The organism is Pseudomonas sp. TWRC1-2 (genome assembly GCF_049896685.1).
GTDB lineage: Bacteria > Pseudomonadota > Gammaproteobacteria > Pseudomonadales > Pseudomonadaceae > Aquipseudomonas.
The window spans coordinates 1-24,769 of the sequence record NZ_JAFCUU010000009.1 but is presented as its reverse complement, the minus strand read 5'-3'; the positions used below and the strand labels follow the sequence as shown (position 1 = coordinate 24,769).

Genomic DNA, 24,769 nt, shown 5'->3' with positions numbered 1-24,769 from the left:
TTACTGCGCGGGCGTGGGCAGCGGCGGAATCGCCTCTGTTGGCGCCGGCAGGCTCGGATTGGTCGGCGCCGGCGCCGGCTCGCTTGCCGGGGTTGGGGCTGCGTCTTCCTTGGGTGCAATCGGTGCCGTCTCGGCAGGCGGCGTCACCGTTTGCGAAGCAGCTGGCGCTGTCGGTTCTTCCTTCGGTGCCTCGACCTTCTCGGCTACCGGCGCCGCCTTGGGTTCCGGCACACCGAGGTCAGCCTTGGGCTTCTCGGGAATATGCTCGGCCTTCTTCACTTCCTGCGGCAGGAATACATCCACCAGCGCGAAATAACGGTCGTAGAACTTGGGCGCCGAGACCGTCTCGCTTGCCACCTTGACCATCGAGTCATCGGTGGAGCCGATCGGCATCGACACCGAGCCCAACACACCCACACCGAGGCTTGCGGAGTTGTTGACCTTCTTCAGCGCATAGCGATCCTGCAAGGCGTTGGCAAACATCGTCGAGTGGTTATTGCCTTTGCCGTCATCGGCACACACCACGTTGAAGCTGATCTGCAGGTGCGTCTCGCCGGTCTGCTGAAAGCTCTTGTTACCCACGACCAGCTTCGGATCGCTGCTGGTGATGATGTAGCCCTGGCTCAGCAGGGCACGACGCGCCGCTTCGCAGGCCGCCACATCGCTGACCGGGTAATCACGGGAGAATGTACCGGAGTCGTCGAAATTCTCATGTTCATAAATAGCGGTCTTGGGTGACGAGCAGCCCGCGGCGCCCGCCAGCACCAGCGCCAACCCGAGGCTACGCAAGTGAAATGATGTCGACATCGAAAATCCTGAGGAAAACAGTCCGGGCGGTATTGTGCAACAGAACGGGGTCCTGGCGCGCGCATTCCTGTCGGTAAAACGTCACAGGCCTACAGGACGGTGCCTGCAGGAAAAAGCCCGGCGCCCATATGGTCGATAAACACACGCAGTTTGGCTGAAGCATGGCGACTTGCTGGCCATAACATCCAGAAGCTGCCGCGGTGCTCGAGAAAGTCATCCAGCACCCGCTGCAAATGCCCTTGCTGCACCGCGTCCCTGACCATGTAATCCGGCAGGCAGGCGATGCCCAGGCCTTCGTGCACCACATGGTTGAGCGATTCAATGGTCGTGCTGACCAACGGCGTGCGCAAAACAGGTTCTGCAGCGCCTGGCACAGGACGCAATGGCCATGGCTCCAATTTGCCGGTGGCGCAGAATTTGTGGCGCAGGCAAGCGTGGCCGCTCAAGTCCCGGGGCTGCTGCGGGGTGCCATGTTGCTCGAAATAGGCTGGCGTCCCCACCAGCACCAGACGGTAGTGCCCCAGATGACGCGCCATCAAGCGCGAATCTTCCGGCCGGCCTGTACGAATCACCGCGTCGAAGCCTTCCTCGATCACATCCACCATGCGGTCGGAAAAATCCACATCCAGTTCGATGTCCGGGTACGCACGCATGAAATCGCTGAGCACCGGCATCAACAGCCCACGCACCTGCGGCACGCTGATCCGCAACTTGCCGCGCGGCGTGAGGGTGGCCTCGGTCAGCTCCCGCTCCGCGGCCTCGACTTCGGCGAGAATCCGTCGCGAACGCTCGAGAAACAACGCCCCCTCGCTGGTCAAGGTGATGCTGCGCGTACTGCGGTGAAACAGGCGCACGCCCAGGCGCTCCTCGGTGCGTGCGATGCTTTTGCCCACCGCCGAGGAAGACACGCCAAGTACGCGGCCAGCGGCGGTGAAGCTGCGGGTTTCCGCGACATGCACGAATACCGAGAGACTGCTCAGGCTGTCCATGGGCTTACCTGCCAATTGCGGACGTAGGTGTCCGATAAGTTCGGAACCTTAGCCTGTTTTTCCGCAGCTCACAGCCCCCTACCCTGCTTCCTGGCCTTTTTCCATGGATAGCGTGCGATGAGCAACAGCCCTGCAATAACCGATTCGGCCCCCGCCAACCAACGTCAGGCCCTGCCACTGGGTGGCTTGCTGGCGTTGGCTTCGGCCGGGTTTATCACCATTCTCACCGAGGCAATGCCCGCCGGGCTCTTGCCGCAGATGAGCGACGGCCTGGGCGTCTCGCCGGCACTGGTGGGCCAGTTGGTCACCCTGTATGCCCTCGGCTCATTGCTCGCAGCCATTCCTCTCACGCTGCTGACCCGAGGCTGGCGTCGACGGCCATTGCTGCTGATTGCGATCGGCGGCTTTGCCTTGGTCAACAGCGTGACAGCGTTTTCCAGCCATTACGGGGTGACCTTGGTGGCACGTTTCTTCGCCGGTGTTTTCGCCGGGCTGCTCTGGGCGCTGCTGGCGGGATATGCCAGCCGCATGGTTGCGCCGCACCTACAAGGGCGGGCGATTGCCGTGGCGATGCTTGGCGCGCCCCTGGCCTTGTCTCTGGGTGTGCCGGCGGGCACGTTCCTGGGCACCACTGTTGGTTGGCGCTTGAGTTTCGCAATCATGACCGGGCTGACGCTGTTGCTGCTGATTTGGGCGCGCTGGCAGCTGCCGGATTTTGCAGGCGAACCTGCGGGAAAACGTCTGGGGCTGCGCCAAGTCCTGAATTTGCCAGGCATTCGTCCGGTGCTGTGGGTGACCTTTACCTACGTGCTGGCCCACAACATTCTCTATACCTACGTGGCGCCCCTGCTGGGGCCCGCCGGAATCGCCGCCGAGATTGATCGTGTGCTGCTGGCATTTGGCCTTGCCGCGCTGCTGAGCATCTGGCTGGCGAGCGTACTGATTGATCGATGGTTGCGGGTGTTGCTCGTGGCCAGCTGTGCGCTGTTTGGCTTGATCGCCCTGGCGCTCGCGTTCTGGATCGAGTCGCCAGTGGTTGTCTACGGCGCCTTGGCGTTATGGGGCCTGGCGTTCGGCGGCCTGCCAGCATTGCTGCAAACCGCACTGGCCAAGGCGGCCGGTGCATCGGCGGATGCAGCGCAGTCGATGCTGGTCACTGTATGGAACCTTGGCATTGCCGGCGGCGGGTTGGTCGGTGGCGTATTACTTCAAGGCTGGGGCGTCGGCGCCTTCGCGTGGGCGGTTGTGCTGCTGATGCTATTGGCTGTGATCGCCAGCCTGAAGAGCAGCCAATAAAAAGCCCCCGATCCTTTCAGAGCGGGGGCTTTTTACTTCAAACCAACATCAGAATTTCTTGATGTCAGCCTTGGTTTCCAACTGCTTGCGGTAGGCGGCAAAGTCTTGCTGGCCAATACGGGAAGCGAGGAAGCGGCGGTATTGCGCCTTTTCTTCGTCCGTAGGCGCAGCGGCTTCGTTGACGCCGTTCAAGCGCACGATCACCAGGCTACCGTCCGCCAGGGTCACGGTAGTGAAGGTCGGCTTGTCCTTGCTCGCAGGCTTGGGCATGCGGAACAGGGCTTGCAGCACGGCCGGGTCGATCGCTTCCTGGCTACGGGTAGCCGCTTCAGTGACTTTCCAGGCCTGGCCGTCGATCGGCTGGTTCAGCGCAGTTTTGCCATCACGCAGGCTGGCGATCAACTCGTCAGCATGAGCCTTGGCAGCCGCGCTGGCGCGCTCCTTGGTCATCTGCGCACGGATAGCGGCCGAGACGCTTTCCAGTGGCAATTGCGTAGGCTTCAGATGCTCTTTGGCCCGCAGCACAATGATGGTTTCCGGGTCCAGCTCAATGGCGGTGCTGTTGGCACCTTCATCCAGCACTTCCGGGCTGAATGCAGCAGTGACCACGGCACGGTTGGCGGCAACACCTTCGCCACCTTCATGGCCAAACGGCGCCGAGGTGTGCACGGTGAGCTTCAGGTCAGACGCCGGCTGAGCCAGGTCGGAGGCTTCGAATGCCGCATCTTCCAATTGCTTGGTAGCCTCGACAAAACGTTGCTCAACCTGCTGAGTTTTGAGCTCGCGCGTCAGCTTGTCTTTCAGGCTGGCGAACGACGGCACTTGCGGTGCTTCAACGCCCAACAGCTTGATCAGGTGCCAACCGAAGGTGGTGCGTACCGGCGCTGACACCTGGTCCTTGTTCAAGGCGTACAGGGCAGTTTCGAAGTCCGGATCGTAGACGCCAGGACCCGCGAAGCCGAGGTCACCGCCATTGGCGGCCGAACCTGGGTCCTGGGAGAACTCCTTGGCCAGGGCGTCGAACTTCTCACCCTTGGCCAGGCGTGCCTGGATTTCTTCGATCTTGGCCTTGGCTTGCGCGTCGGTTGTCTTGTCGTTGACTTCAATCAGGATGTGCGCGGCACGACGCTGTTCAGCGAGGTTGGCGGTTTCTTTCTGATAGGCAGCCTGCAGCTCATCGTCCTTGACAGTGACCTGGTCGAAGAACGAAGACTTCTTCAATTCCAGGTAGTCGATAACCACCTGGTCCGGGGTCATGAACTCTTTGGCGTGCTGGTCGTAGTAAGCCTTGACCTCATCGTCGGTGAGCTTCACCGCCGTAGGATCGGCCTTGATGTTGACGGTGGCGAAGTCGCGGGTCTGTTTTTCCAGACGGGCGAATGCCAGCACTTCGGCGTCGGTGACAAAGCCGCTGCCGGCGAGACCTGCGCGAACCTGGCCGATCAGCATTTCCTGGGTCAGCATCTGACGGAATTGCAGACGGCTGTAGCCCAGTTGACGGATCACCTGGTCAAAGCGTTCGGCGTTGAACTGGCCGTCCACCTGGAATTCCGGCGTCTGCAGGATCACTTGGTCAAGCGCCGCTTCAGAGAAGCCGAACTTGGAATCGGCAGCACCTTGCAGCAGCAGTTTGCGATCGATCAGACCCTTGAGGGCCGCATCGCGCAGCAGTTTTTCGTCCAGCAGGGAAGCATCGAAATCCTTGCCCAGCTGTTGCATCAGCTGGCGACGTTGCATGTCGACGGCCTGGCTCAATTCGGTTTGGGTGATCTCTTCACCGTTGACCTTGGCCACGTCCTGCTTGTTGTTGGTCGAAGCCTGGAAAATGGCCTCGATACCGGTGAACGCCATCAATGCGACGATGATCCCGATAATGGTCTTGGCAATCCAGCCTTGTGAATTGTCCCTGATATTTTGCAGCATGCGTCCCCCAGAAACGGTTGATCTTCAAAAATTAGGCAACCGTGGAGCGTGGGTAGAGTCCGGATAGAAGAAAGGCGCATCCGAGGATGCGCCTTCTCGTAACTGGCGGAGCGGACGGGGGTTTGAACCAACACCCCAAGCCCTGGCGACCCGATGGATACTTGGGTCAGCTGCCGCTCCGCTGCCAGGCCAGACCTGCGTCTGACCCGGGTAGGTAAGGCTTGAGCGAAGCTTAGTTAACGGCTTCTTTCAGGGCTTTACCGGCTTTGAAACCTGGTTTCTTGGCAGCAGCGATTTGCAGTGCTTTGCCAGTCTGTGGGTTACGGCCAGTGCGAGCTGGGCGGTCGGTCACAGAGAAGGTACCGAAGCCTACCAGTACTACAGAGTCGCCGGCCTTCAGAGCGCCAGTGACGGATTCGATTACTGCGTCCAGCGCACGGCCAGCAGCAGCTTTCGGGATATCAGCGGATGCGGCGATAGCATCAATCAGTTCCGACTTGTTCACTCTAAGTCCCCTTATATATCTATTGAGTATGATTCTAAGTTTTTTGGTGAAAGCAAAAACCAGTGCTGAATGGCCTACAGACACTTAAGAGCCGCTTTATAACAAGGGCTCTAAAAAGCTGTCAAGGAAGCCACCCGGCTTAATCGCATTAATGCGTGCTAATTCTTTCCTTGGAATCAGACTCGCGTTTTTCATCCTTCGAGACTATCTCCGGAGCCACATCCGGCAAGGGCTCCGGCGCGTATTGCAGCGCAATTTGCAGGACCTCGTCAATCCATTTAACCGGTTTAATCTGAAGATCCTGCTTGATGTTGTCCGGAATTTCCTTCAAGTCGCGAACATTCTCTTCAGGAATGATCACCGTCTTGATACCACCGCGGTGTGCAGCGAGCAATTTCTCTTTCAGACCACCAATGGCCAATACCTGACCACGCAGGGTAATTTCCCCTGTCATTGCCACATCGGCTCGCACAGGTATGCCGGTCAACGCCGATACCAGTGCCGTGCACATGCCTACGCCAGCGCTAGGACCGTCTTTGGGCGTCGCCCCTTCCGGCATATGGATGTGGGTGTCGTGCTTCTCGTGGAAGTCCAGGGGAATCCCCAGGCTCTTGGCGCGGCTGCGCACCACGGTCTGTGCGGCAGTGATGGATTCGACCATCACATCACCCAGCGAACCGGTCTTGATCAACTGGCCTTTGCCCGGAATCACAGCGGCTTCGATGGTCAGCAATTCGCCACCCACCTGAGTCCACGCCAGGCCGGTCACCTGCCCTACCTGGTCTTGCTGCTCGGCCAGGCCGTAACGGAATTTCTTCACACCCAGGAAGTGTTCAAGGGAGTCGGCGACAACCTTCACAGAGAAGCGTTTTTCCAGCGCGTGTTCTTTGACCGCCTTGCGGCAAATCTTCGCAATCTGGCGCTCAAGGCCCCGTACACCCGCCTCGCGCGTGTAATAACGCACGATGTCGCGAATCGCTTCGACCTCAAACTCGATCTCGCCTTTTTTCAAGCCGTTGGCTGAAATCTGTTTAGGCGCGAGGTATTTGACGGCGATATTGATCTTCTCGTCTTCGGTGTAACCCGGCAGACGAATCACCTCCATCCGGTCCAGCAGCGCTGGCGGAATATTCATGGAGTTGGAGGTGCACAGGAACATTACATCGGACAGGTCGTAGTCGACTTCCAAGTAATGGTCGTTGAAATTGTGGTTCTGCTCGGGGTCGAGCACTTCGAGCAATGCAGAGGCTGGATCGCCGCGCATGTCGCTGCCCATTTTGTCGATTTCATCGAGCAGGAACAGCGGGTTGCGCACGCCCACCTTTGTCATCTTTTGAATCAATCTTCCTGGCATCGAACCGATGTAAGTACGGCGATGGCCACGAATTTCCGCTTCATCACGCACACCACCGAGGGCCATGCGCACGAATTTGCGGTTGGTGGCGTTGGCGATGGACTCAGCCAGGGACGTTTTACCGACCCCCGGAGGACCCACCAGGCACAACACCGGACCACGAATTTTCTTCACGCGCTTTTGCACGGCGAGGTATTCGAGGATGCGTTCTTTGACTTCTTCGAGGCCGTAGTGGTCGGCGTCGAGGATGTCTTCAGCGCGAGCCAAGTCCAGACGCACTTTGGTCTGAGCCTTCCACGGCACCTGTACCAGCCAGTCGATGTAGGAACGCACCACGGTGGCTTCGGCAGACATTGGCGACATTTGCTTGAGCTTGTTCAGCTCAGCAGTAGCCTTGGTCAGCGCGTCTTTTGGCAGGCCGGCAGCATCGATGCGCTTTTTCAGCTCTTCGATTTCATTGTGGCCGTCCTCACTGTCGCCGAGTTCTTTCTGAATGGCCTTCATCTGCTCATTCAGGTAGTACTCGCGCTGGCTGCGCTCCATTTGTTTTTTCACGCGACCGCGGATGCGTTTCTCAACCTGCAGCAGGTCGATCTCGCCATCCAGCAGCGCCAGTACGTGCTCGACACGAGCCGGCAAGTCGATAATTTCGAGGATGTCTTGCTTCTGCTCGATTTTCAGCGCCATGTGCGCGGCCATGGTATCGACCAGGCGGCTTGGCTCATCAATGCTGTTGAGCGAGGACAGGACTTCAGCCGGGACTTTTTTACCCAACTGCACATACTGCTCGAACTGCGAGAGCAGGCTGCGCACAAACACTTCAGATTCACGCTCAGGGGCTTCGACTTCGTCGATCAGCGCCACTTCGGCGCGCAGGTGGCCGTCCACCTCCATGAAACGCTCGACCGCACCACGTTGCTCACCTTCCACCAGCACCTTGACGGTGCCATCGGGCAGCTTGAGCAATTGCAGGACGGTAGCAACGGTACCGACGCGATACAGGGCGTCTTCGCCTGGATCATCATCAGCAGGATTTTTCTGGGCCAACAGCAGGATCTGCTTGTCGCCCGTCATCGCGGCCTCGAGGGCTTCGATAGACTTCTCGCGCCCCACGAACAGCGGGATAACCATGTGCGGATAGACGACGACATCACGCAACGGCAGGAGAGGCAATTCGATGGTTGTCTTCATGATTTCGCCTCTATGACAGTTGAAAAGTAAGCTTGAAAACAAGATGGGGGCTGCATGCAAAAAAAACAAGCTCAATGCCAGCAGTTAAACGCATGAATAAACGCGAATTAAAAAAACTGCTGCAAAAAACAGCCCCAAAAAAGAAGGGGCCCCGAAAGGCCCCTTGCTTGTACTGCAACTGCAAAACGCTTAAGCGTCTGGTGCAGCCTTGGCAGCCGGCTCACTGTTTTCGTAGATATACAGTGGCTTGGATTTGCCTTCGATAACGCTTTCGTCGATCACCACTTTACTCACCTCGGACTGCGAGGGGATTTCGTACATGGTGTCGAGCAAAACGCCTTCGAGAATCGAGCGCAAACCACGTGCACCAGTCTTGCGCTCCAGTGCCCGCTTGGCCACTGATTTGAGTGCGTCGGTACGGAACTCGAGGTCTACACCTTCCATCTCGAACAGCTTGGCGTATTGCTTGGTCAGGGCGTTTTTCGGCTCGGTGAGGATCTGAATCAAAGCAGCCTCATCCAGCTCGTCCAGCGTGGCCAGGACCGGCAGACGGCCAACGAATTCCGGGATCAGACCGAACTTGACCAGATCGTCAGGCTCGACTTCACGCAGGGACTCGCCCACCTTCTTGCCTTCTTCCTTGCTGCGCACTTCCGCACCGAAACCGATGCCGCCACGCGTGGAACGTTGCTGAATAACCTTTTCCAGACCAGAAAACGCACCGCCACAGATGAACAGGATGTTGCGCGTATCAACCTGAAGGAATTCCTGTTGCGGGTGCTTGCGACCACCTTGAGGCGGAACGGAAGCAACCGTGCCTTCGATCAGTTTCAACAGGGCCTGCTGCACGCCTTCACCGGAAACATCGCGGGTGATCGACGGGTTGTCGGACTTGCGCGAAATCTTGTCGATTTCGTCGATGTAGACAATACCCATCTGGGCCTTCTCCACGTCGTAGTCGCACTTCTGCAGCAGTTTCTGAATGATGTTCTCGACGTCCTCACCCACGTAGCCAGCCTCGGTGAGGGTGGTGGCGTCGGCGATGGTGAACGGAACGTTCAACAGGCGAGCGAGGGTTTCTGCAAGCAAGGTTTTACCCGAGCCTGTAGGGCCGATCAGCAAGATGTTGCTCTTGCCGAGTTCGACTTCGTCACCTTTCTTGTCACGCTGGTTCAAGCGCTTGTAGTGGTTGTACACCGCTACGGCCAGAACCTTCTTTGCACGCTCTTGACCAATCACATACTGATCAAGGATGCCGCTGATTTCTTTAGGCGAAGGCAATTTATGCGCGCTGCTTTCGGCCTGAGCTTCCTGCACCTCCTCGCGGATGATGTCATTGCACAGGTCGACGCACTCGTCGCAGATAAACACCGAGGGGCCGGCAATCAATTTGCGTACTTCATGCTGGCTTTTGCCGCAGAAGGAGCAATAGAGCAGCTTGCCGTTGTCCTCGCCGTTGCGGGTGTCAGTCATTCGTTCGATCCAAATCCGATAGGCTTGCAACACAAGATGAAGGCTTATGCGGGCTTTTTCAAGCCCGCCGGTGGTCGGACATGCCGACCAGCCCTATTTTGAGGTGCTTATATTAAGCGGGGCGCTTTTCGATCACTGCGTCGATCAACCCATAGGCGCGTGCAGCTTCCGCGCTCATGAAGTTGTCGCGATTGGTGTCACGCTCGATTTCTTCCAGGGTGTGCCCGCTGTGCTTGGCCATCAACGTGTTGAGGCGCTCACGAATAAACAGGATTTCCTTGGCGTGAATTTCGATGTCCGACGCCTGGCCCTGGAAGCCGCCCAGCGGCTGGTGAATCATCACGCGCGAGTTAGGCAGGCAGTAGCGCTTGCCCTCGGCACCCGCGGTGAGCAGGAACGCGCCCATGCTGCAGGCCTGACCGATGCAGGTCGTCGACACGTTTGGCTTGATGAACTGCATGGTGTCGTAGATCGACATACCCGCCGTCACCGAACCGCCCGGGGAGTTGATGTAAAGATGGATGTCCTTGTCCGGGTTTTCCGCTTCAAGGAACAGCAGTTGCGCGCAGATCAGGTTGGCCATGTAGTCCTCTACAGGGCCGACCAGAAAGATCACTCGTTCCTTGAGCAGGCGCGAGTAGATGTCATAGGCGCGTTCGCCACGAGCAGATTGCTCGACAACCATCGGGACCAGGCCGCCAGCGGCCTGGATATCAGAGTTCTGCTGAATATAGGAATTACGGAACATGCTCTGCAGTTACTCCCAAATAGTCATGTCTTGAAAACGCATAAGCCAGCGCGAGGCTGGCTTATGGTTGTATTTCGAACGAGTTGGACAATCAGTCGGCTTGTGCTGCTTCCGCCGGTTTGACTGCTTCTTCGTAAGAGACCGCTTTGTCGGTCACCTTAGCCTTCTGCAGAACAGTATCCACAACTTGTTCTTCCAGCACAACCGAACGTACTTCGTTCAGCTGCTGGTCGTTCTTGTAGTACCAAGCCACGACCTGCTCTGGCTCCTGGTAGGCGGAAGCCATTTCCTGGATCATTTCGCGAACGCGATCTTCGTCAGGCTTGAGGTCGAATTGCTTGACCACCTCAGCCACGACCAGACCCAGCACAACGCGGCGCTTGGCTTGCTCTTCGAACAGCTCGGCCGGCAGTTGGTCAGGCTTGATGTTGCCACCGAACTGCTGAACCGCTTGAACGCGCAGGCGATCCACTTCGTTGGACAGCAGGGCCTTAGGCACTTCGATCGGGTTGGCGGCCAGCAGACCGTCCATGACCTGGTTCTTGACCTTGGACTTGATGGCCTGACGCAGCTCACGCTCCATGTTCTTGCGAACTTCGGTGCGGAAGCCGTCGATACCGGTTTCCTTGATACCGAATTGAGCGAAGAACTCTTCGTTCAGCTCTGGCAGCTTAGGCTCGGAAACACTGTTGACGGTCACGGTGAACTCGGCGGCTTTGCCGGCCAGGTCCAGGTTCTGGTAGTCAGCAGGGAACGTCAGGTTCAGAACGCGCTCTTCGCCAGCTTTGGCGCCAACCAGGCCGTCTTCGAAGCCAGGGATCATGCGGTTGGAACCCAGCACCAGCTGAGTGCCCTTGGCGGAGCCGCCAGCGAATACTTCGCCGTCAACCTTGCCAACGAAATCGATGTTCAACTGGTCTTCGTTCTGAGCAGCGCGATCGACCGCTTCGAAACGGGTGTTCTGCTTGCGCAGGATTTCCAGCATGTTGTCCAGGTCGGCATCGGCCACTTCAGCGCTCAGGCGCTCTACGGCGATGTCTTCGAAACCAGCAACGGTGAACTCCGGGAACACTTCGAATACGGCAACGTATTCCAGGTCTTTGCCGGCTTCCAGGGATTTAGGTTCGATCGAAGGCGAGCCAGCCGGGTTCAGCTTGTGCTCGACAACAGCTTCGTAGAACGAAGCCTGGATCACGTCACCTACAGCTTCCTGACGCGCATCGGCGCCAAAACGACGCTTGATTTCGCTCATTGGCACTTTGCCTGGACGGAAACCAGCGATCTTGGCCTTTTGGGCAGTCTGCTGCAGACGCTTGTTGACCGCAGTCTCAATACGCTCTGCCGGCACGGTGATGCTCAGGCGGCGCTCGATAGCAGTAGTATTTTCAACAGAAACTTGCATGGATATTCCTCGTTGCACAGACGTTAGCCGGCCGTTTCCGACCCCAGAATCAAGGGCATGCATTCTAGTGGGTCAAACTCAAGAAGTCACCCTACTGAAAACGGGTAGAAAAACAGCAGGCCATTTATAGGTTCAAGTGCACGCATGCACTTTATCCCGTTAGCAAATACAGCTCATCACGCCAGGGCTCTGCATCAGCCTTCTATATATAGAAGAGCGTAGATGCGCCCCCTTGGCGACCGACCTTGCGTGCAAGGCCGAAGGGCGCGGCAGCAGCATCGAGACACACAAATACGACGAAACGCCCCACCCTGGAAACTCAAGACACTTAAACAAAAACGGCACAGCCCTTTTCAGGTACTGCGCCGTTATTCGCTATTAAATAGCTGCACTGACCCTGATATAGCCGAGAATCAGTTCTACACGCTCAAAACCGGCAACGATTCTAACGCCAAGGCATTGAGAATGCTTGCTTTTTCTTGGCGTCAAGACACCGCTCGTGGCAGATGGAAATCTTCAGCGCAAAAAAAAGCGCCAGATCAATGATCTGGCGCTTTTTCTGAATATGGGGTGGACGAAGGGGATCGAACCCTCGACAACGGGAGTCACAATCCCGTGCTCTACCAACTGAGCTACGCCCACCATATTGCATTAACAAAGAACCCAAACATCTTCTTTGTCGAACCTCGCATCCCCTGACGGCGGTGCAAAGCTTTAATTGGTGCGGATGAAGAGACTCGAACTCTTACGCCTCGCGGCGCTGGAACCTAAATCCAGTGTGTCTACCAATTCCACCACATCCGCGCTTGAAGCTCTTAAAGCAAAGGCGCCAGATGATTAATCTGGCGCCTTTTAAAATATGGGGTGGACGAAGGGGATCGAACCCTCGACAACGGGAGTCACAATCCCGTGCTCTACCAACTGAGCTACGCCCACCATATAGCGCTACTTGTGCCAAAGCTGCCTAATGGCGCACCCGGCAGGACTCGAACCTGCGACCATCCGCTTAGAAGGCGGATGCTCTATCCAGCTGAGCTACGGGCGCCTGATTAATCTGTACTCTTGGAGGATTACAAACTAAGTGCTTCCAGCCTTGCACGACAACAATTGTGCTCGACCTTCTTAACCAGTGCTAGGCTGTGCCCGACAAGTGCGACGAATAGTATAGACGCCTCGGAAACCCGTCAAATCTTTTTTGAAAAAAATTCATTTTATTTAAGGGGTTAGGGCAATTTGCAGACCAAGCGCCTTTGCCCTCACGTCTTGGCATGCGAGAATGCGCGCACTTTTCTTCCCCCTCTCGATGGTTAATCACGCGTAATGACTGCACAACTTATCGACGGCAAATCAATCGCCGCCAGCCTGCGCCAGCAGATCGCCAAACGAGTCACCGAGCGTAGCCAGCAAGGCCTGCGCACGCCTGGCCTCGCGGTGATCCTGGTCGGCAGCGATCCTGCCTCTCAGGTTTATGTCTCGCACAAGCGTAAAGACTGTGAAGAGGTCGGCTTTATTTCCAAGGCCTACGACCTGCCGGAAGACACCACCCAGCAGGCCCTGACCGACCTGATCGACAGCCTCAATGACGACCCGGGCATCGACGGCATCCTGCTGCAGCTGCCACTGCCCGAGCACCTGGATGCTTCCAAACTGCTGGAGCGCATCCGTCCCGACAAAGACGTCGACGGTTTCCACCCGTATAACGTCGGCCGCCTGGCCCAGCGTATCCCGTTGCTGCGCCCGTGCACCCCGAAAGGCATCATGACCCTGCTGGAAAGCACCGGTGTCGATCTGTACGGCCTCGATGCCGTCGTCGTCGGCGCGTCCAACATTGTCGGTCGCCCGATGGCCATGGAGTTGCTGCTGGCTGGCTGCACCGTGACCGTCACTCACCGTTTCACCAAAGACCTCGCTGGCCATGTCGGCCGCGCCGACCTGGTAGTGGTGGCTGCCGGCAAACCCGGCCTGGTCAAAGGTGAGTGGATCAAAGAAGGCGCCATCGTCATTGACGTGGGCATCAACCGCCAGGAAGACGGCAAGCTCGTCGGCGACGTGGTGTACGAAACCGCCCTGCCCCGCGCCGGCTGGATTACACCAGTGCCAGGCGGGGTTGGCCCGATGACTCGAGCATGCCTGCTGGAAAACACCTTGTACGCGGCAGAAACACTGCACGGCTGATAAGTGACTGCCATGAAAAGCCCCGCCTGACAGCGGGGCTTTTTTATTGGGCGCAATTAACCGACGACGATGCGTCGTACCTGCCGGTGGCTGCGCTACTCGCCTGGCCTGCCTCGTTTACAACACTGAAAGTGGGCCATTTGCCTGTAAGCACCCCTGCCTGACTATGTGGGCAACTTCATCCGGCGCACGCGGGTAAAACCGTCGGCCTAAGCCGCCTTGAAAAAAACCTGGCGCGATGACCAGGTTTTTCTAAAAATCGGTACAACCCTGACCAATCATCGGCTTACAGCCTTTCTTTAAAGGCTCTCTATCGCTTTCTGATCCATACTCCTAATATTAATTTCGTGTATTCGTAAGTTTTCCAAAGTGGCCAAACCCAGCAAATTCAGGGGTTTGGCCACTTTGGGATACCCACCATTCGATAGCGGAACGCAGTCAGTGGTACAAGAATTGGTACGAGATCCATCCCCACCCCGGCGTCCTGCCGACCGAACACGACCCTCCCAAATAACACCGGTTGCTAAGCTGTTCACTCCACCAGAGAAACGCAAATGCCAAACTCAAACCTACTCCCTTCACTGTTGGAAGATGTGGTTCCAGCCACTGTTACGGTGGGCAGCGCCCATAAAAAGCCTGCAGCTCTACCTCGGTGAGCTGCAAAAGATGATCTGCGAGCAGTATCTACCTGCGTTCGAGGAGGTCGGCTCTAAGCCGTGAAAATCTACGTCTTACGCAACCACATCGAATGTGTGTTGGCCAAACGCTTACCAAAGGTTAGCGTGATGGCTGAACCAAACCGCAGAAACGCAAAAGCCCCGCTAATGCAGGGCTTTCGTTTGAATCTTAACGGTAGACCGGGGAGTCGAACCCTGGAGATGCTATCAACGTCCGACGGCTTTCAAGACCGCTATGCAACTGCCCGCAGGCCGTGGCCTTTTAATGTTCATTGATTCGCGTGAGGCGAGTATTGCACCAGAGATGGACGTCTTTTTCAGTATTTCCCTCACTGGCAAAAGACTCACCCTCACGCGGAATCATTACTTGGCTTGGCGAAGCACGAGCTCCGAGAGACGGGTCTTAACCCGGAAGCAGAACTCGCGAATTTGAAATTGATAAGCGGGCATGACCATGTGGTTTAAATCGGGACCTAATGAGTCTTTGATTTCCATGTACTTGGCCGTCTTGGCAGCAATGGCCTGGTATTCCGCCTCGTATTTGTTGTAAGACACTTTGTTGTAGACCTTTAAGACATCCAGCTCTTTACGGCATTGCTCAGCGCGATTTTGGTTCAGGTCTGTTTCTGATTCTGCCTGCGCGGATTCCGGAGCGGCAGGGACATGTGAATCAGCACGGGCGTTCGCAGGCGCAGCCTCATAGCGGACTGTCCAGTTTTCTGGAGTGGTGTGTGCGACTTCAGGGGGGGCTTTCTGGACGACGGCAGGAGGTGGAGCCACGTCAGGTTTTTCTGGCGTTTTCGTAGCGCATCCCGAGAGGGCCAGTCCTACCACTACAATGATGCCACACATTTTATCCATCGGTTCCACCAATAGTCCATTACGGTTGGCTGAGTCGTTAGGTTCTGGGTAAAAGTAATAACTCACTCAATGATCGAGTGAAATTTTCTACCAGCCTCAAGGCGCTCAGCCCCTCTTCCTTGAGTACGCAGATAAACGATAATAGTAAAAAAACAAAAACATGACGAGTAAAAGCTCGCCAGAAAGGCTACAAATTTAATCGGTTAAATTAGTGTGGGGCCACGCTGCGCATGCGCCTGGTGGTGGCCCGTGTAAATCGCAGCGCCGATGGGGATGGCTGCCATTGTGGGCCAAGGGCAAGCGCCCCGAACCAATTGACGCCATTATAGGGACGGTCACCAAATGGATTTACCGAAGGATTGGTGAGGACGCCAAGCCCTTCGAATAGTCAAGGTTTCGGCCCCCATGAGAAACCGTCTTACGCCATCAACCCCCAGAAACGCAAAAGCCCCGCTTTCGCGAGGCTTTTGTGTAAATCTTGGCGGGAAACTAGGTTTGTACGAAAAGTACTGCCGCATACAGCGTAGGCTGCAGGCCAGCGAGACCATCGCCGAAAAGCTCGTCGCCAGCTTGTCGTAGCGAGTCCCTATTCTGCGATTCTCTTTCAGCCAGCCAAACATCCGCTCAATGATGTTGCGCTGCCGATACTTTGGACGATCAAAGAGTCGGGGCAAGCCAGGTCGGGGTTTGCGTGGCATGGCGCGTAGCGGGATCACCGGCTGCATTCGGTAACGGTCGCAGTAATGACGCAGATGTTCTGCGTCATAGCCTTTGTCAGCCAGTAACCAGCGACTACGTTTGCGTGGTCGCCCCGGCTTGCCGGGAATTCGCACCTGATCCAGCAGCGGCTGGGCGTGGGCGATATCACTGGCTTGCCCCGGCGAAAGGATGAAGCGTAAGGGAACGCCATTAGCGTCGCAGACCATATGGATCTTTGTAGTAAGGCCGCCTCGACTGCGTCCAATGGCGTGGTCTAGCGGTTCTTCAGGCCCCCCTTTTTCCCGGCGCCTGAAGAGGCTCGGGTTGCACGTACCGCCGTGGAATCGATCATCCAGGTATCCAGATCAATCAATCCTTCCCGGTTCAGTCGAATATGCAAACGCTCCAGTATTAGGTCAAACGTGCCGTCGTCGCGCCAGTCACGAAAACGCTGATACACCGTCGACCACGGCCCGAAGCGTTCCGGCAGGTCACGCCAGGCAGCGCCTGAGCACAGTATCCAAAGGATTCCGTGGAGTACCAGACGATCATCACTGCGTGGTCGTCCCATTTTCTGCTCGGGAGAAACCAGATCCTTGATCAATTCCCATGATGCGTCGGAGAGTTCGTAACGTTTTGCCATGCGGGCCTCAAGCCAATCATGGCGGCAATTCTACCCGTACCGACTTTTCGTACAAAACCTAGGGATTCGAACCCTGGGAACGCTATTAACGTTCGCCAGTTTTCAAGACCGCTACGCATATAAAGACGGGCTGACGCCTTGAGGGCCTGCAGAGTTCCTTTTCTCGAAGCAATTGATAAGGCTTGAAGGCGCATTCCACCTGGGGTACTTTTTTAGTTTAGGAACTGCTTTTCTAAGCAAATTGCCCCATAAAAAACCCAGCTAGCACTCCAGACCACCCAGGTCAACAAAAACTTGACAGGCCGTTTTTTTTATGAGATGATTTTATAGATTAGTGTTTTTAGCTAGTGTGTTTCTGAGTTCGAATCTCAGTGCCTTGCTGTTCCCCCTACTGTTTCTTAGTTTTTTGCGTTTCATCAGCGTTTTAGTGCAAAAACAAATCAGAACAGAGCTTTAAATCAACAAAAAAGGGGGTACTTATGAATAATAAATCTCAACGTCGTACAAAAAGCAATGTCATCACTTATGTTGCATGTTTTTTTGAGACAGTATGGGCAGCAATGGTATCGGTAATGGCGGCCAGCACGAGCGGTGTACAGGGTATCCTGTCACTAGCTAAGAACATTATTTCTCTTCGCTGATTCCTGCGCACCTTTAATTAGATGCTTCGGCCTCACTTCTCAAATACCTTCTGACTGGTACTCTTATTCCTTCTTAGGAGAACCAGAAATGCCCAACTCAGACCTGCTCCCCTCTCTTCTGTCCAAGCTCTACGAAAACCAGCTGGCCCTTGAGGCTTCCATCATGGAGATATCGAACTGGATCGAGCAGCGTGGCTCCGCCGAGGTAGCCGAGAACGTGCGCGGAGCTCTGGACACCATTGATGACAACGAGAAGTTCATCAAGCTGACCCTGGCGGTCCTTATGTCGCCCGAGTGAAGTTGATCTGACGCTGAGCGCTTCACTACTTGCAAGCAACCGACCACAGCTGATCGAGCTTCGTAGTGTAGCTCTGGCTCATCATGTCCCGGCGCATCCCCCAGTCGGGGTTTGTCGGTACACTGGCCGATCGCAGCGTCCCCCTTCCCCACCTGTCATTGATCTGGTCCAGCACGGTCATCACTCTGGTGGCCTCGACTGGCTGAGACACCGCGAATAGATCGTCCGTGTATTCACCTGGCTGGCAAAGGTTGAGCAACATCACCTCGGCTTTGCTGTACTTGAAGTCTGGTCGAAATATCCGGTCAAGGGCGTCAACTGCAGCCTTTGTCAGCAGACGCACATCGTCAGTTGGATACGGCATATCCACCACTACACCATTGGCATACTTGGCTTCTTCGGGGTTGAACATGCCTGTGCGGATGCAGACACGGACCTTTTTGCACAGCGAGTTTTGAGCTCGCAGCTTTTCAGAGGCGCGCATCATGTAGGTGGCCACCGCCTCCTTGATCGGCGGCAAGTCGGTAAGGCGCTTTCCGAACATCCGGCTACAACAGATTTCCTTCTTGGGTGGGTCGGGCTCGTCCAGTTCCAGACATGAGGTGCCGGCCAGTTCGCGGGCGGTCTTCTCGATGACCACGCTGAATTTTTTGCGAAGCGTCCAGGGGTCGGCCTTGGCCAGATCCATCGCTGTCTTGATGCCCATCGTGTCCAGGTGAAGCTTCATCTTCCGGCCGACACCCCACACCTCTGAGACGTCGGTGTTGCGCAATACCCAGTCACGCTTTACCGGGTCAGTGATATTCACTACACCGCCGGTCTGGGCCTGCAGGCGCTTCGCTGTGTGGTTGGCCAGCTTGGCCAGGGTCTTTGTGTGGGCGATTCCGACGCCCACCGGGATTCCGGTACACTGAAAGACCCGTGCGCGGATCTGGCGTCCGAGGACATCCAGGCTGGCAATACCGCTCAGGTCGGCGAAGGCCTCATCAATGCTGTAGATCTCGACGGCGGGCACCATGCTCTCGATCAGCATCATGACCCGCTCACTCATGTCCCCGTACAGGGCGTAATTTGATGAAAACGAGACAATGCCGTGCTGCTTGAGCTTGTGCTTGATCTGGAAATACGGCTCGCCCATCTTGATGAAAGGCTTCGCGTCGTAGCTTCGGGCGATGACACAGCCGTCGTTGTTGCTTAGCACCACAATTGGCACCTTTGCCAAGTCAGGGCGGAACACACGCTCGCAGCTTGCATAAAAACTGTTGCAGTCAATCAGCGCAAAGACAGGTGTCTGTTCAGACATGGCTGCGTACGGTGCTTGTGATCACGCCCCAAATCGACAGCTCGTCGCCCTCCAGAATGTACCGCGCCGGGTATTTCGGGTTCTCCGACAGAAGGATCACCTCTCTTCCGCGCTTACACAGACGTTTGCAGATGGGGTCATTATTCAGCAGCGCCACCACTACATGCCCGTGTGCCGGCTCAATAGACCGGTCCACAACCGCCAGGTCACCCTCAAAAATTCCCGCGCCCTGCATGCTCTCGCCAGTGATGGCGATCAGATAGACGTGCGGCGCCCTGATATTTAAGACCTCATCCAATGAGATGTGCTGCTCAATATGGTCGGCCGCCGGCGATGGAAAGCCAGCTGGTACCCGAAAAGAGCAAAAGGGCAGCTTCGTGCCGCCCTCGGCGATAGGACCTAAAATTGCGAAGCTCATGACGCAGCCTTTTACATACACTGTACGAATGTACAGTTAATAACGCAGATAGCTTGCGGTCAATTTGGCGTAAGAGATATCTGACAAGCGGCCCCGTCAGACAAACTCATCTGCGTAAGCGGCGACAGCCTCTTCTGTGAGTTCCCGCCACTCACCGCTGTCGATTACGCCGCGCTCTTTCATATCGTCAGCCAGCGACAGGCGCCTCTCGTAACGATCTTCAGCTGTCGCCGATATGAAGTCGGTTTCATTGCGCAAGGCGAACCACGCCTGCATCGCGTTGATTTGCTCGCTATGGATCGTCATGACGAATACTCGAGGCCAGTGTCTACAGTGTAGAGATTGGCCAGCGCCCAACTGTTCAGCAGGTCCGACAAGCGGAGAGCATCATGTGCGGAAGACTTACCCAGTACCGGGGAATTCACGACTTCGTGGCAGCGTTGAGCATGCCTAACGCTCTGGCTAACTCTGTCGGTGAATTGCCAGTGGAGCGTTACAACGTAGCCCCCACAACCCAAGTCGCCCTGCTCCACCTACAGGGTGATCTGCTGCACGCCGACATGGTGCGCTGGGGTCGGCGGCCACACTGGGCCAAGGACAGGGCCGCACCGATCAATGCGCGCGTCGAGAAAGTAGCCCATGGACGGTTCTTTCGTGCGATCTGTCCGCACCGGGCAATCGCACCCATCGATAGCGGCTGCGCTTGTCGCGATGGCGACTGTACAGACGCTACCACCACGCCCCCGGCGCTTTCCGTCTGATCAGGGACAGCGCTGGCGGCCCAGTTCGACCACGCCACAGGCACCCTGAATGGATCGCCGAACGGATGGGAAAAGCAACCGGCAACATGATCCTCTAGCACCATGGGGAATGGATTAACGAGGATGGGCCGGACGCGGTGGGCGTGCTACAGCTGGCACTAAAGCTTCCGCCGACGCCAGTTTTACACTTGACGCCTTAAAGCCCTATGACTGGCGCAACGGACCACTGCAGTGCGGCTTGATCAGGTGCGCAATGGTTCTCGTACAGAGCGTATCGGTACAAGCCGCGCCGAGGTATCGCCCAGACGAATCGAAAGCGTCCGCTTACTATCTTTGCCGGCAATGCTGCCAACCACAACCTCACGCATCTCGTGTTCACTGACCAGAGCTTTAGCGTGTCGGGTTGAAGCCTCCTCGATCAAGCGTTCAGTTCCCGGTGCCGCGCGGCAGCTGCGTCCTCGACCGCAATAAACAGCGCCTCGATGGTCGCCGGGGTCAGCGCATGGGCTGCATCTACCCCTTCGACAAAACCTTTAGCGCGCGCCAGGGCCAGCTTCAGGGCGTGCAAATCCTCAGCACGCGCCTGGTGTGACAGGTGGTTTTGCATCTTGGTGCGAAGCCCTGCCGGTAGGCTTATCGCGTCCAACTGCTGGCTGACGTTCATCTCGCAACTCCCTGCACTTCGGCTAATATTGTGGCCAATTCGCACAACGGGTACTGAGCTTGAATCAGCTCGCAGCCTGCGCAGTGTCACACCGGGTCATGAGCATTACTCGGCCATTGCGTGGCCAGGCATAAACGGCAGCGTACCGCTTCTTCCCTCATGATCCATCGCTCATTCAACAGGCCTAAAGCGAAATCAGCACACAAGTCGGGCGACAGTGGGCTAGAAGCAGGACACTGAACCTTTATGTATTCATCCATGCGGATTCGAACCCTTTAATAAGACGGTAATGGAATTCCCGCCCGTGCTCTGGGGATAAGACCTCGCCGGCGATCAAACCGTCTAAAAAACCGATTAACTGGTTATACAGACTGGGCGGCGCCCACTCAGTCAAGGACTGGATGCGGAACGCCTCTACGTGGTGACGCACTCTAAATAAGATGTACTCGGGGTCTGCCAGGGTCATGAGGTCGTTGAAAAATTGCTGGGCGTTATCGATGGCCAGTGGATGAGTGAGCGGCGCGTACATAATTATTGTTGCCTTTGTAGATGGACTGCACGTCGAAGCAGTTATGGCGGAACTGGTAACGCAGTCTAGGGCTGCCTAGCTGCCTGCACCGAGAAAAAAAGTCCCCGTCAAGTCAAGACGTGCAGCCCCTTTTTATAAGTGGATTATTGGTAACGCCTAACTGGGAGAATGCCATTCATGGAGAATCCTCCGACACAGCCCTCAGAATCTTTGCTAAATCCCGCAACGGATATTGCATGTTGCCAATTTCACAGCCATCGGAATGGACCATCGGAATTTGAGCATTGCTGGGCAATTGTGTGGCAAGGCAGTAGCTGCAGCGCACGGCTTCGTCACTCATAAGCCATTTATCATTCCACAGTCCGAGTGCAAAATCGGCCGTCGTTGTGTCGGCCACTGCCGGCGGAAGATCTCGATTTAGGGTCATACTCCACCTCGCCATGCGCTGGACAGCGTTGCCATTCGTATTCGGGCAACCAAATTCTTCGGGGAAGACTTTGTTATCGTTCAGCCACGCAAAGACCTGGCCACATGCTCGGACGATCTCTGGATCAAGTCCCCATACATCGGCAACGGCGGAGCGAACATGTCTTCCGGCGTTCCACAAGGTGAACAGAAAACTGGCTACCGTACGGCCCTGCCTGGTGTCCTTTTGAGCGGTTAATAGCAGGCGCTCAAGTGCTTGTTGAGTTTCGGGATCGAAAGTAAGTGACACGGCGTAATTCCTTTTTACGTGATCGATGGACTTACGAAGAGCTACTGCGGAGGTAGCGGGTACCCTGCCTGAGGCCGACTTTCCATTCAGCTATCAAAGCTCTACCTTTAACATAGATGATTGCAGCGACTAACGCGATAGGCCTCAGCGATGCATAGAGCCCACGCAGCTTCGGCTTGTCCGCCAGAAGGTAGCAAAGGTTAAGTCGCTGATGGCCACACCATAAGCACCGACATGTAATGCCGCAGCGTGACTGGTGATAGTATCGGTGGCGTGGATTGTGTGGGCCAAAGCCGACGCTGAGGGGCGCCAACCGATGCTGCTGGCGATTGACGCATGCACTGATGGGCCCTGAAAGAATATGCACATTCGTTGACAGGTGAAGTGAATAATCTGCACAACTACCAATCCATGCAATAGAACTTGGATACCAGAGACTAAGGTTGACTAGTATTAGTGGGTCAAGGCATCGTAAGCACTCACCAATTTTCTGAAATAGCCCCCTGTACTACACTAGAAGGTTCCACCGCACCGTCACTTGAGGCCCTCGCAGATTTCCCCATTCACTTTTCGCAACCCATCTGCCCTAAGAAAAATTGGCGTTTTGAGAGCTCCATACACTCCAAGCACGCTCAGCTGCAGACATAATGGGTCCTTCGATAGAAATTTTTGATTGATCCGTCAGAGGCTAAGGCCGATAGATAAATAACTGGCAGCGTCGCTGGTTTTTTCCCTATGGAGTCACCATGAATCTACGTTCCATTAATATCGCTCCCAGATCCGCTCTCTGCTTCGGCCTTATCACTATGCTTGTAATTGCACTTGGAGCCTTTTCGTACATACAGCTCGGAAAATTGAGAGGAACAGAGCAGGACATTGAAAATAATTGGCTCGCAAGTATACAGACTGCTGACGATATACAGATTGCACTTTTGGGCGCCCGTTTAGAGAGCATTCGCTTACTAGCCACTTCGAGCCTAGAAGAAAAAGCGGCAGCTTCACAGCACCTCCAGGACGCGCAGAATATACTTAATAAGCAAACCGAATATTATCGAAACAATTTAATATCCGATGAAGACGAACGAGCGAAATTTAATGAAGCCGCTACGACGATGGAGAAATATATAGACGGGCTCAAAACCATACTCGATTTAGATGGCACGAAGCATGAGAAAGCAGTTCAATTCGCAAATACTGAACAGCGTGATCGCGCCAACGACTACCAGACTAAGCTTACAGCATTGAGAGATCACAACGTCAAAGGAGCAGCTACAGCAGGCACTACAGCGACGGCTGTGTACTCACACAGCATTACAATCGTCGACTCGGTGATTGGTGCATCATTAGTTCTTACCATATTTCTTGCAATTGCACTTACCCGAAGTATAGTTCGCCCTATGAACTTCTCTGTAAAGATGGCAGAAGAGATCGCAGCAGGCGACCTTAGGCTTGCTCTTGAGGTAACCGGAAATGATGAGTCCGCAAGGTTAATGCGAGCGCTCAATACAATGCAAGGAACCTTGCGTGATACCATAAGCGAGATATCTGAGGCTGCCACGCAGCTTAGCACTGCCGCAGTTGAGATGAGCTCGATAACAGAAGGCGCAAGCTTTACCCTTCAGCAGCAAAATAGTGAAATCGAACAGGCTGCAACTGCGGTGACCGAGATGAGTGCCGCGGTTGATGAGGTTGCTCGCAACGCTATTTCCACATCAGAATCAGCTCGTGAATCCAACAAAGCTGCAGCGGCAGGAAACAATAAAGTTGGTGAAACACTCAAAGCAATGCGCAGCTTAACGGACAGGATTGAGATCACGTCCGAACAAGTACAACTGCTAGCTGGACAAACGCAAGAAATAAGTACCGTTTTAAGTGTAATTCGAGCAATCGCGGAGCAAACCAATCTCCTAGCGCTAAACGCTGCTATTGAAGCTGCTAGAGCGGGTGAACAAGGAAGAGGATTCGCAGTGGTTGCGGATGAAGTTAGAGCTCTTGCTCATCGAACCCAAACTGCAACTCAGGAAATCGAACAAATGATTTCAAGCATTCAGGCAGGTAGTGCGCAAGCTGTAGAATCGATGATTAGTAGCACCCATGAGGCGCATAGCACTAGGCAAACGGCGGAAGAGGCTGGCCAGTCGCTCAAAGCTATCACATCAGCTGTTCAGCTGATCGATGATCGGAATCAGCAGATCGCGACTGCATCGGAAGAGCAGGCTCATGTAGCAAGAGAGGTAGATAGAGCCCTCATAAGCATTCGAGAACTCAGCGTTCAAAGTAGCGAAGGAACCCATCAGACTCTTCTAGCAAGTAACGAGCTTTCGAGACTTGCAATATCACTTAATCAGATGGTTGGTCGTTTCAGAATTTAAATACCAAACCTACCGTCAGCCCTGCCATTTAATTTAATCGGCTATCGCCCTGAGATATGCCTGACACGCGCGCAGCGCGATCAGTCCGTTGTCCCCATCGTCGGTGATGGCGATAATTCGTTGCGCATGCGCTGGGTCAAGTTGGGCTCGACGGGCTGCATGAACCACGCTGACGGAGCCGGCGGCGGTAGGCACTTTAGAGCCACTGGCTGGATCGTCGGCAAGGAGGACTGACAGCCGCACATCAGCAGTGGCAAGGCGATCGCGCAAAAGAGCCTGGTTGCGTTTAGCATCGGATAGTTCTCGAGTGTGTTGTTGGTCCTGG

The 24,769-nt window shown here is 55.6% G+C and carries 21 protein-coding genes, 4 tRNA genes and 2 pseudogenes; 6 read left to right on the top strand and 21 right to left on the bottom strand.

Annotated features, from left to right (window positions below; translation table 11 throughout):
• Positions 1-807 (bottom strand): DUF2242 domain-containing protein, encoded by an 807-nt coding sequence (locus ACP7B3_RS23590; RefSeq protein ID WP_426181175.1) that lies wholly within the window; start codon positions 805-807, stop codon positions 1-3.
• Positions 808-896: 89 nt separating this feature from the next.
• Complete coding sequence (locus ACP7B3_RS23585; RefSeq protein ID WP_426181172.1) at positions 897-1,796, bottom strand: LysR family transcriptional regulator; 900 nt, start codon at positions 1,794-1,796, stop codon at positions 897-899.
• Positions 1,797-1,913: 117 nt separating this feature from the next.
• Here ACP7B3_RS23585 and ACP7B3_RS23580 point away from each other — a divergent pair, with 117 nt between their 5' ends.
• On the top strand, positions 1,914-3,092 hold the full coding sequence (locus tag ACP7B3_RS23580) for an MFS transporter (RefSeq protein ID WP_426181169.1): 1,179 nt from the start codon (positions 1,914-1,916) through the stop codon (positions 3,090-3,092).
• A 48-nt stretch (positions 3,093-3,140) separates the two neighbouring features.
• Here the strand turns inward: ACP7B3_RS23580 and ACP7B3_RS23575 are convergent, their stop codons facing one another.
• The 10 genes from ACP7B3_RS23575 to ACP7B3_RS23530 all read right to left on the bottom strand — a co-directional run bounded on the left by ACP7B3_RS23575 (position 3,141) and on the right by ACP7B3_RS23530 (position 12,733).
• Positions 3,141-5,015 carry a SurA N-terminal domain-containing protein gene (locus tag ACP7B3_RS23575; RefSeq protein WP_426181166.1) on the bottom strand — a complete coding sequence of 625 codons (1,875 nt, stop codon included), beginning with the start codon at positions 5,013-5,015 and terminating at the stop codon, positions 3,141-3,143.
• Between the two features lie 232 nt (positions 5,016-5,247).
• Positions 5,248-5,520, bottom strand: a complete 273-nt coding sequence (locus ACP7B3_RS23570; RefSeq protein ID WP_003174819.1) for an HU family DNA-binding protein — start codon at positions 5,518-5,520, stop codon at positions 5,248-5,250.
• Positions 5,521-5,668: 148 nt separating this feature from the next.
• Complete coding sequence (gene lon, locus ACP7B3_RS23565) at positions 5,669-8,065, bottom strand: endopeptidase La (RefSeq protein WP_119739770.1); 2,397 nt, start codon at positions 8,063-8,065, stop codon at positions 5,669-5,671.
• Between the two features lie 189 nt (positions 8,066-8,254).
• Entirely contained in the window at positions 8,255-9,538 is a 1,284-nt protein-coding gene (gene clpX, locus ACP7B3_RS23560) for an ATP-dependent Clp protease ATP-binding subunit ClpX (protein ID WP_017136464.1), read from the bottom strand.
• A gap of 112 nt (positions 9,539-9,650) precedes the next feature.
• Positions 9,651-10,286, bottom strand: a complete 636-nt coding sequence (gene clpP / locus ACP7B3_RS23555; protein WP_083357884.1) for an ATP-dependent Clp endopeptidase proteolytic subunit ClpP — start codon at positions 10,284-10,286, stop codon at positions 9,651-9,653.
• A gap of 91 nt (positions 10,287-10,377) precedes the next feature.
• Positions 10,378-11,688 (bottom strand): trigger factor, encoded by a 1,311-nt coding sequence (tig, locus tag ACP7B3_RS23550; protein ID WP_106578847.1) that lies wholly within the window; start codon positions 11,686-11,688, stop codon positions 10,378-10,380.
• 566 nt (positions 11,689-12,254) lie between these two features.
• Positions 12,255-12,330: transfer RNA gene (locus ACP7B3_RS23545), tRNA-His, on the bottom strand.
• 77 nt (positions 12,331-12,407) lie between these two features.
• A tRNA-Leu gene (locus ACP7B3_RS23540) sits at positions 12,408-12,492 on the bottom strand.
• Positions 12,493-12,548: 56 nt separating this feature from the next.
• Positions 12,549-12,624, bottom strand: a tRNA-His gene (locus tag ACP7B3_RS23535).
• A gap of 32 nt (positions 12,625-12,656) precedes the next feature.
• Positions 12,657-12,733 (bottom strand) — tRNA-Arg (locus ACP7B3_RS23530).
• A 275-nt stretch (positions 12,734-13,008) separates the two neighbouring features.
• Between ACP7B3_RS23530 and folD the strand changes: the two genes are divergently transcribed.
• Entirely contained in the window at positions 13,009-13,863 is an 855-nt protein-coding gene (gene folD, locus ACP7B3_RS23525; protein ID WP_426181161.1) for a bifunctional methylenetetrahydrofolate dehydrogenase/methenyltetrahydrofolate cyclohydrolase FolD, read from the top strand.
• A gap of 1,040 nt (positions 13,864-14,903) precedes the next feature.
• On the opposite strand, the gene ACP7B3_RS23520 is transcribed toward folD, so the two are convergent.
• Both ACP7B3_RS23520 and ACP7B3_RS23515 read right to left on the bottom strand, forming a co-directional pair.
• Positions 14,904-15,410 carry a hypothetical protein gene (locus ACP7B3_RS23520; RefSeq protein ID WP_426181158.1) on the bottom strand — a complete coding sequence of 169 codons (507 nt, stop codon included), beginning with the start codon at positions 15,408-15,410 and terminating at the stop codon, positions 14,904-14,906.
• A 485-nt stretch (positions 15,411-15,895) separates the two neighbouring features.
• Positions 15,896-16,743: pseudogene (locus ACP7B3_RS23515) on the bottom strand (IS5 family transposase); the annotation flags it as partial.
• A 479-nt stretch (positions 16,744-17,222) separates the two neighbouring features.
• On the opposite strand from ACP7B3_RS23515, the gene ACP7B3_RS23510 reads away from it, so the two are divergent.
• Complete coding sequence (locus ACP7B3_RS23510; protein ID WP_218570666.1) at positions 17,223-17,384, top strand: L-serine ammonia-lyase, iron-sulfur-dependent, subunit alpha; 162 nt, start codon at positions 17,223-17,225, stop codon at positions 17,382-17,384.
• Between the two features lie 88 nt (positions 17,385-17,472).
• Positions 17,473-17,682 (top strand): hypothetical protein, encoded by a 210-nt coding sequence (locus tag ACP7B3_RS23505; RefSeq protein WP_145163928.1) that lies wholly within the window; start codon positions 17,473-17,475, stop codon positions 17,680-17,682.
• A gap of 25 nt (positions 17,683-17,707) precedes the next feature.
• Here ACP7B3_RS23505 and umuC read toward each other — a convergent pair whose 3' ends face one another.
• From umuC to ACP7B3_RS23490, 3 genes are all read right to left on the bottom strand, one after another.
• Entirely contained in the window at positions 17,708-18,985 is a 1,278-nt protein-coding gene (umuC, locus tag ACP7B3_RS23500; protein WP_145163926.1) for a translesion error-prone DNA polymerase V subunit UmuC, read from the bottom strand.
• Positions 18,978-19,403, bottom strand: coding sequence for a LexA family protein (locus tag ACP7B3_RS23495; RefSeq protein WP_145163924.1), 426 nt, complete (start codon positions 19,401-19,403; stop codon positions 18,978-18,980). The genes umuC and ACP7B3_RS23495 overlap by 8 nt, the downstream gene beginning before the upstream one ends.
• Before the next feature lie 96 nt (positions 19,404-19,499).
• Positions 19,500-19,709, bottom strand: coding sequence for a hypothetical protein (locus tag ACP7B3_RS23490; RefSeq protein WP_145163922.1), 210 nt, complete (start codon positions 19,707-19,709; stop codon positions 19,500-19,502).
• An 83-nt stretch (positions 19,710-19,792) separates the two neighbouring features.
• Here ACP7B3_RS23490 and ACP7B3_RS23485 point away from each other — a divergent pair.
• A pseudogene (locus ACP7B3_RS23485) lies at positions 19,793-20,098 on the top strand (SOS response-associated peptidase family protein); the annotation flags it as partial.
• Between the two features lie 484 nt (positions 20,099-20,582).
• On the opposite strand, the gene ACP7B3_RS23480 reads toward ACP7B3_RS23485, so the two are convergent.
• The 3 genes from ACP7B3_RS23480 to ACP7B3_RS23470 form a co-directional block, all read right to left on the bottom strand.
• Positions 20,583-20,828: a hypothetical protein gene (locus ACP7B3_RS23480; protein ID WP_145163920.1), complete on the bottom strand. Its 246-nt coding sequence runs from the start codon at positions 20,826-20,828 to the stop codon at positions 20,583-20,585.
• A 244-nt stretch (positions 20,829-21,072) separates the two neighbouring features.
• Complete coding sequence (locus ACP7B3_RS23475) at positions 21,073-21,357, bottom strand: hypothetical protein (RefSeq protein ID WP_145163918.1); 285 nt, start codon at positions 21,355-21,357, stop codon at positions 21,073-21,075.
• Positions 21,358-21,532: 175 nt separating this feature from the next.
• Positions 21,533-22,072: a DUF7673 family protein gene (locus ACP7B3_RS23470; protein ID WP_145163916.1), complete on the bottom strand. Its 540-nt coding sequence runs from the start codon at positions 22,070-22,072 to the stop codon at positions 21,533-21,535.
• A 746-nt stretch (positions 22,073-22,818) separates the two neighbouring features.
• Here ACP7B3_RS23470 and ACP7B3_RS23465 point away from each other — a divergent pair.
• The gene (locus ACP7B3_RS23465; protein ID WP_145163914.1) at positions 22,819-24,444 is read left to right on the top strand and encodes a methyl-accepting chemotaxis protein; all 1,626 of its coding nucleotides are present in this window, start codon (positions 22,819-22,821) and stop codon (positions 24,442-24,444) included.
• Positions 24,445-24,477: 33 nt separating this feature from the next.
• Here the strand turns inward: ACP7B3_RS23465 and ACP7B3_RS23460 are convergent.
• On the bottom strand, positions 24,478-24,769 hold a 292-nt coding region (locus ACP7B3_RS23460), incomplete at its 5' end, for a lysis system i-spanin subunit Rz (RefSeq protein WP_426181149.1).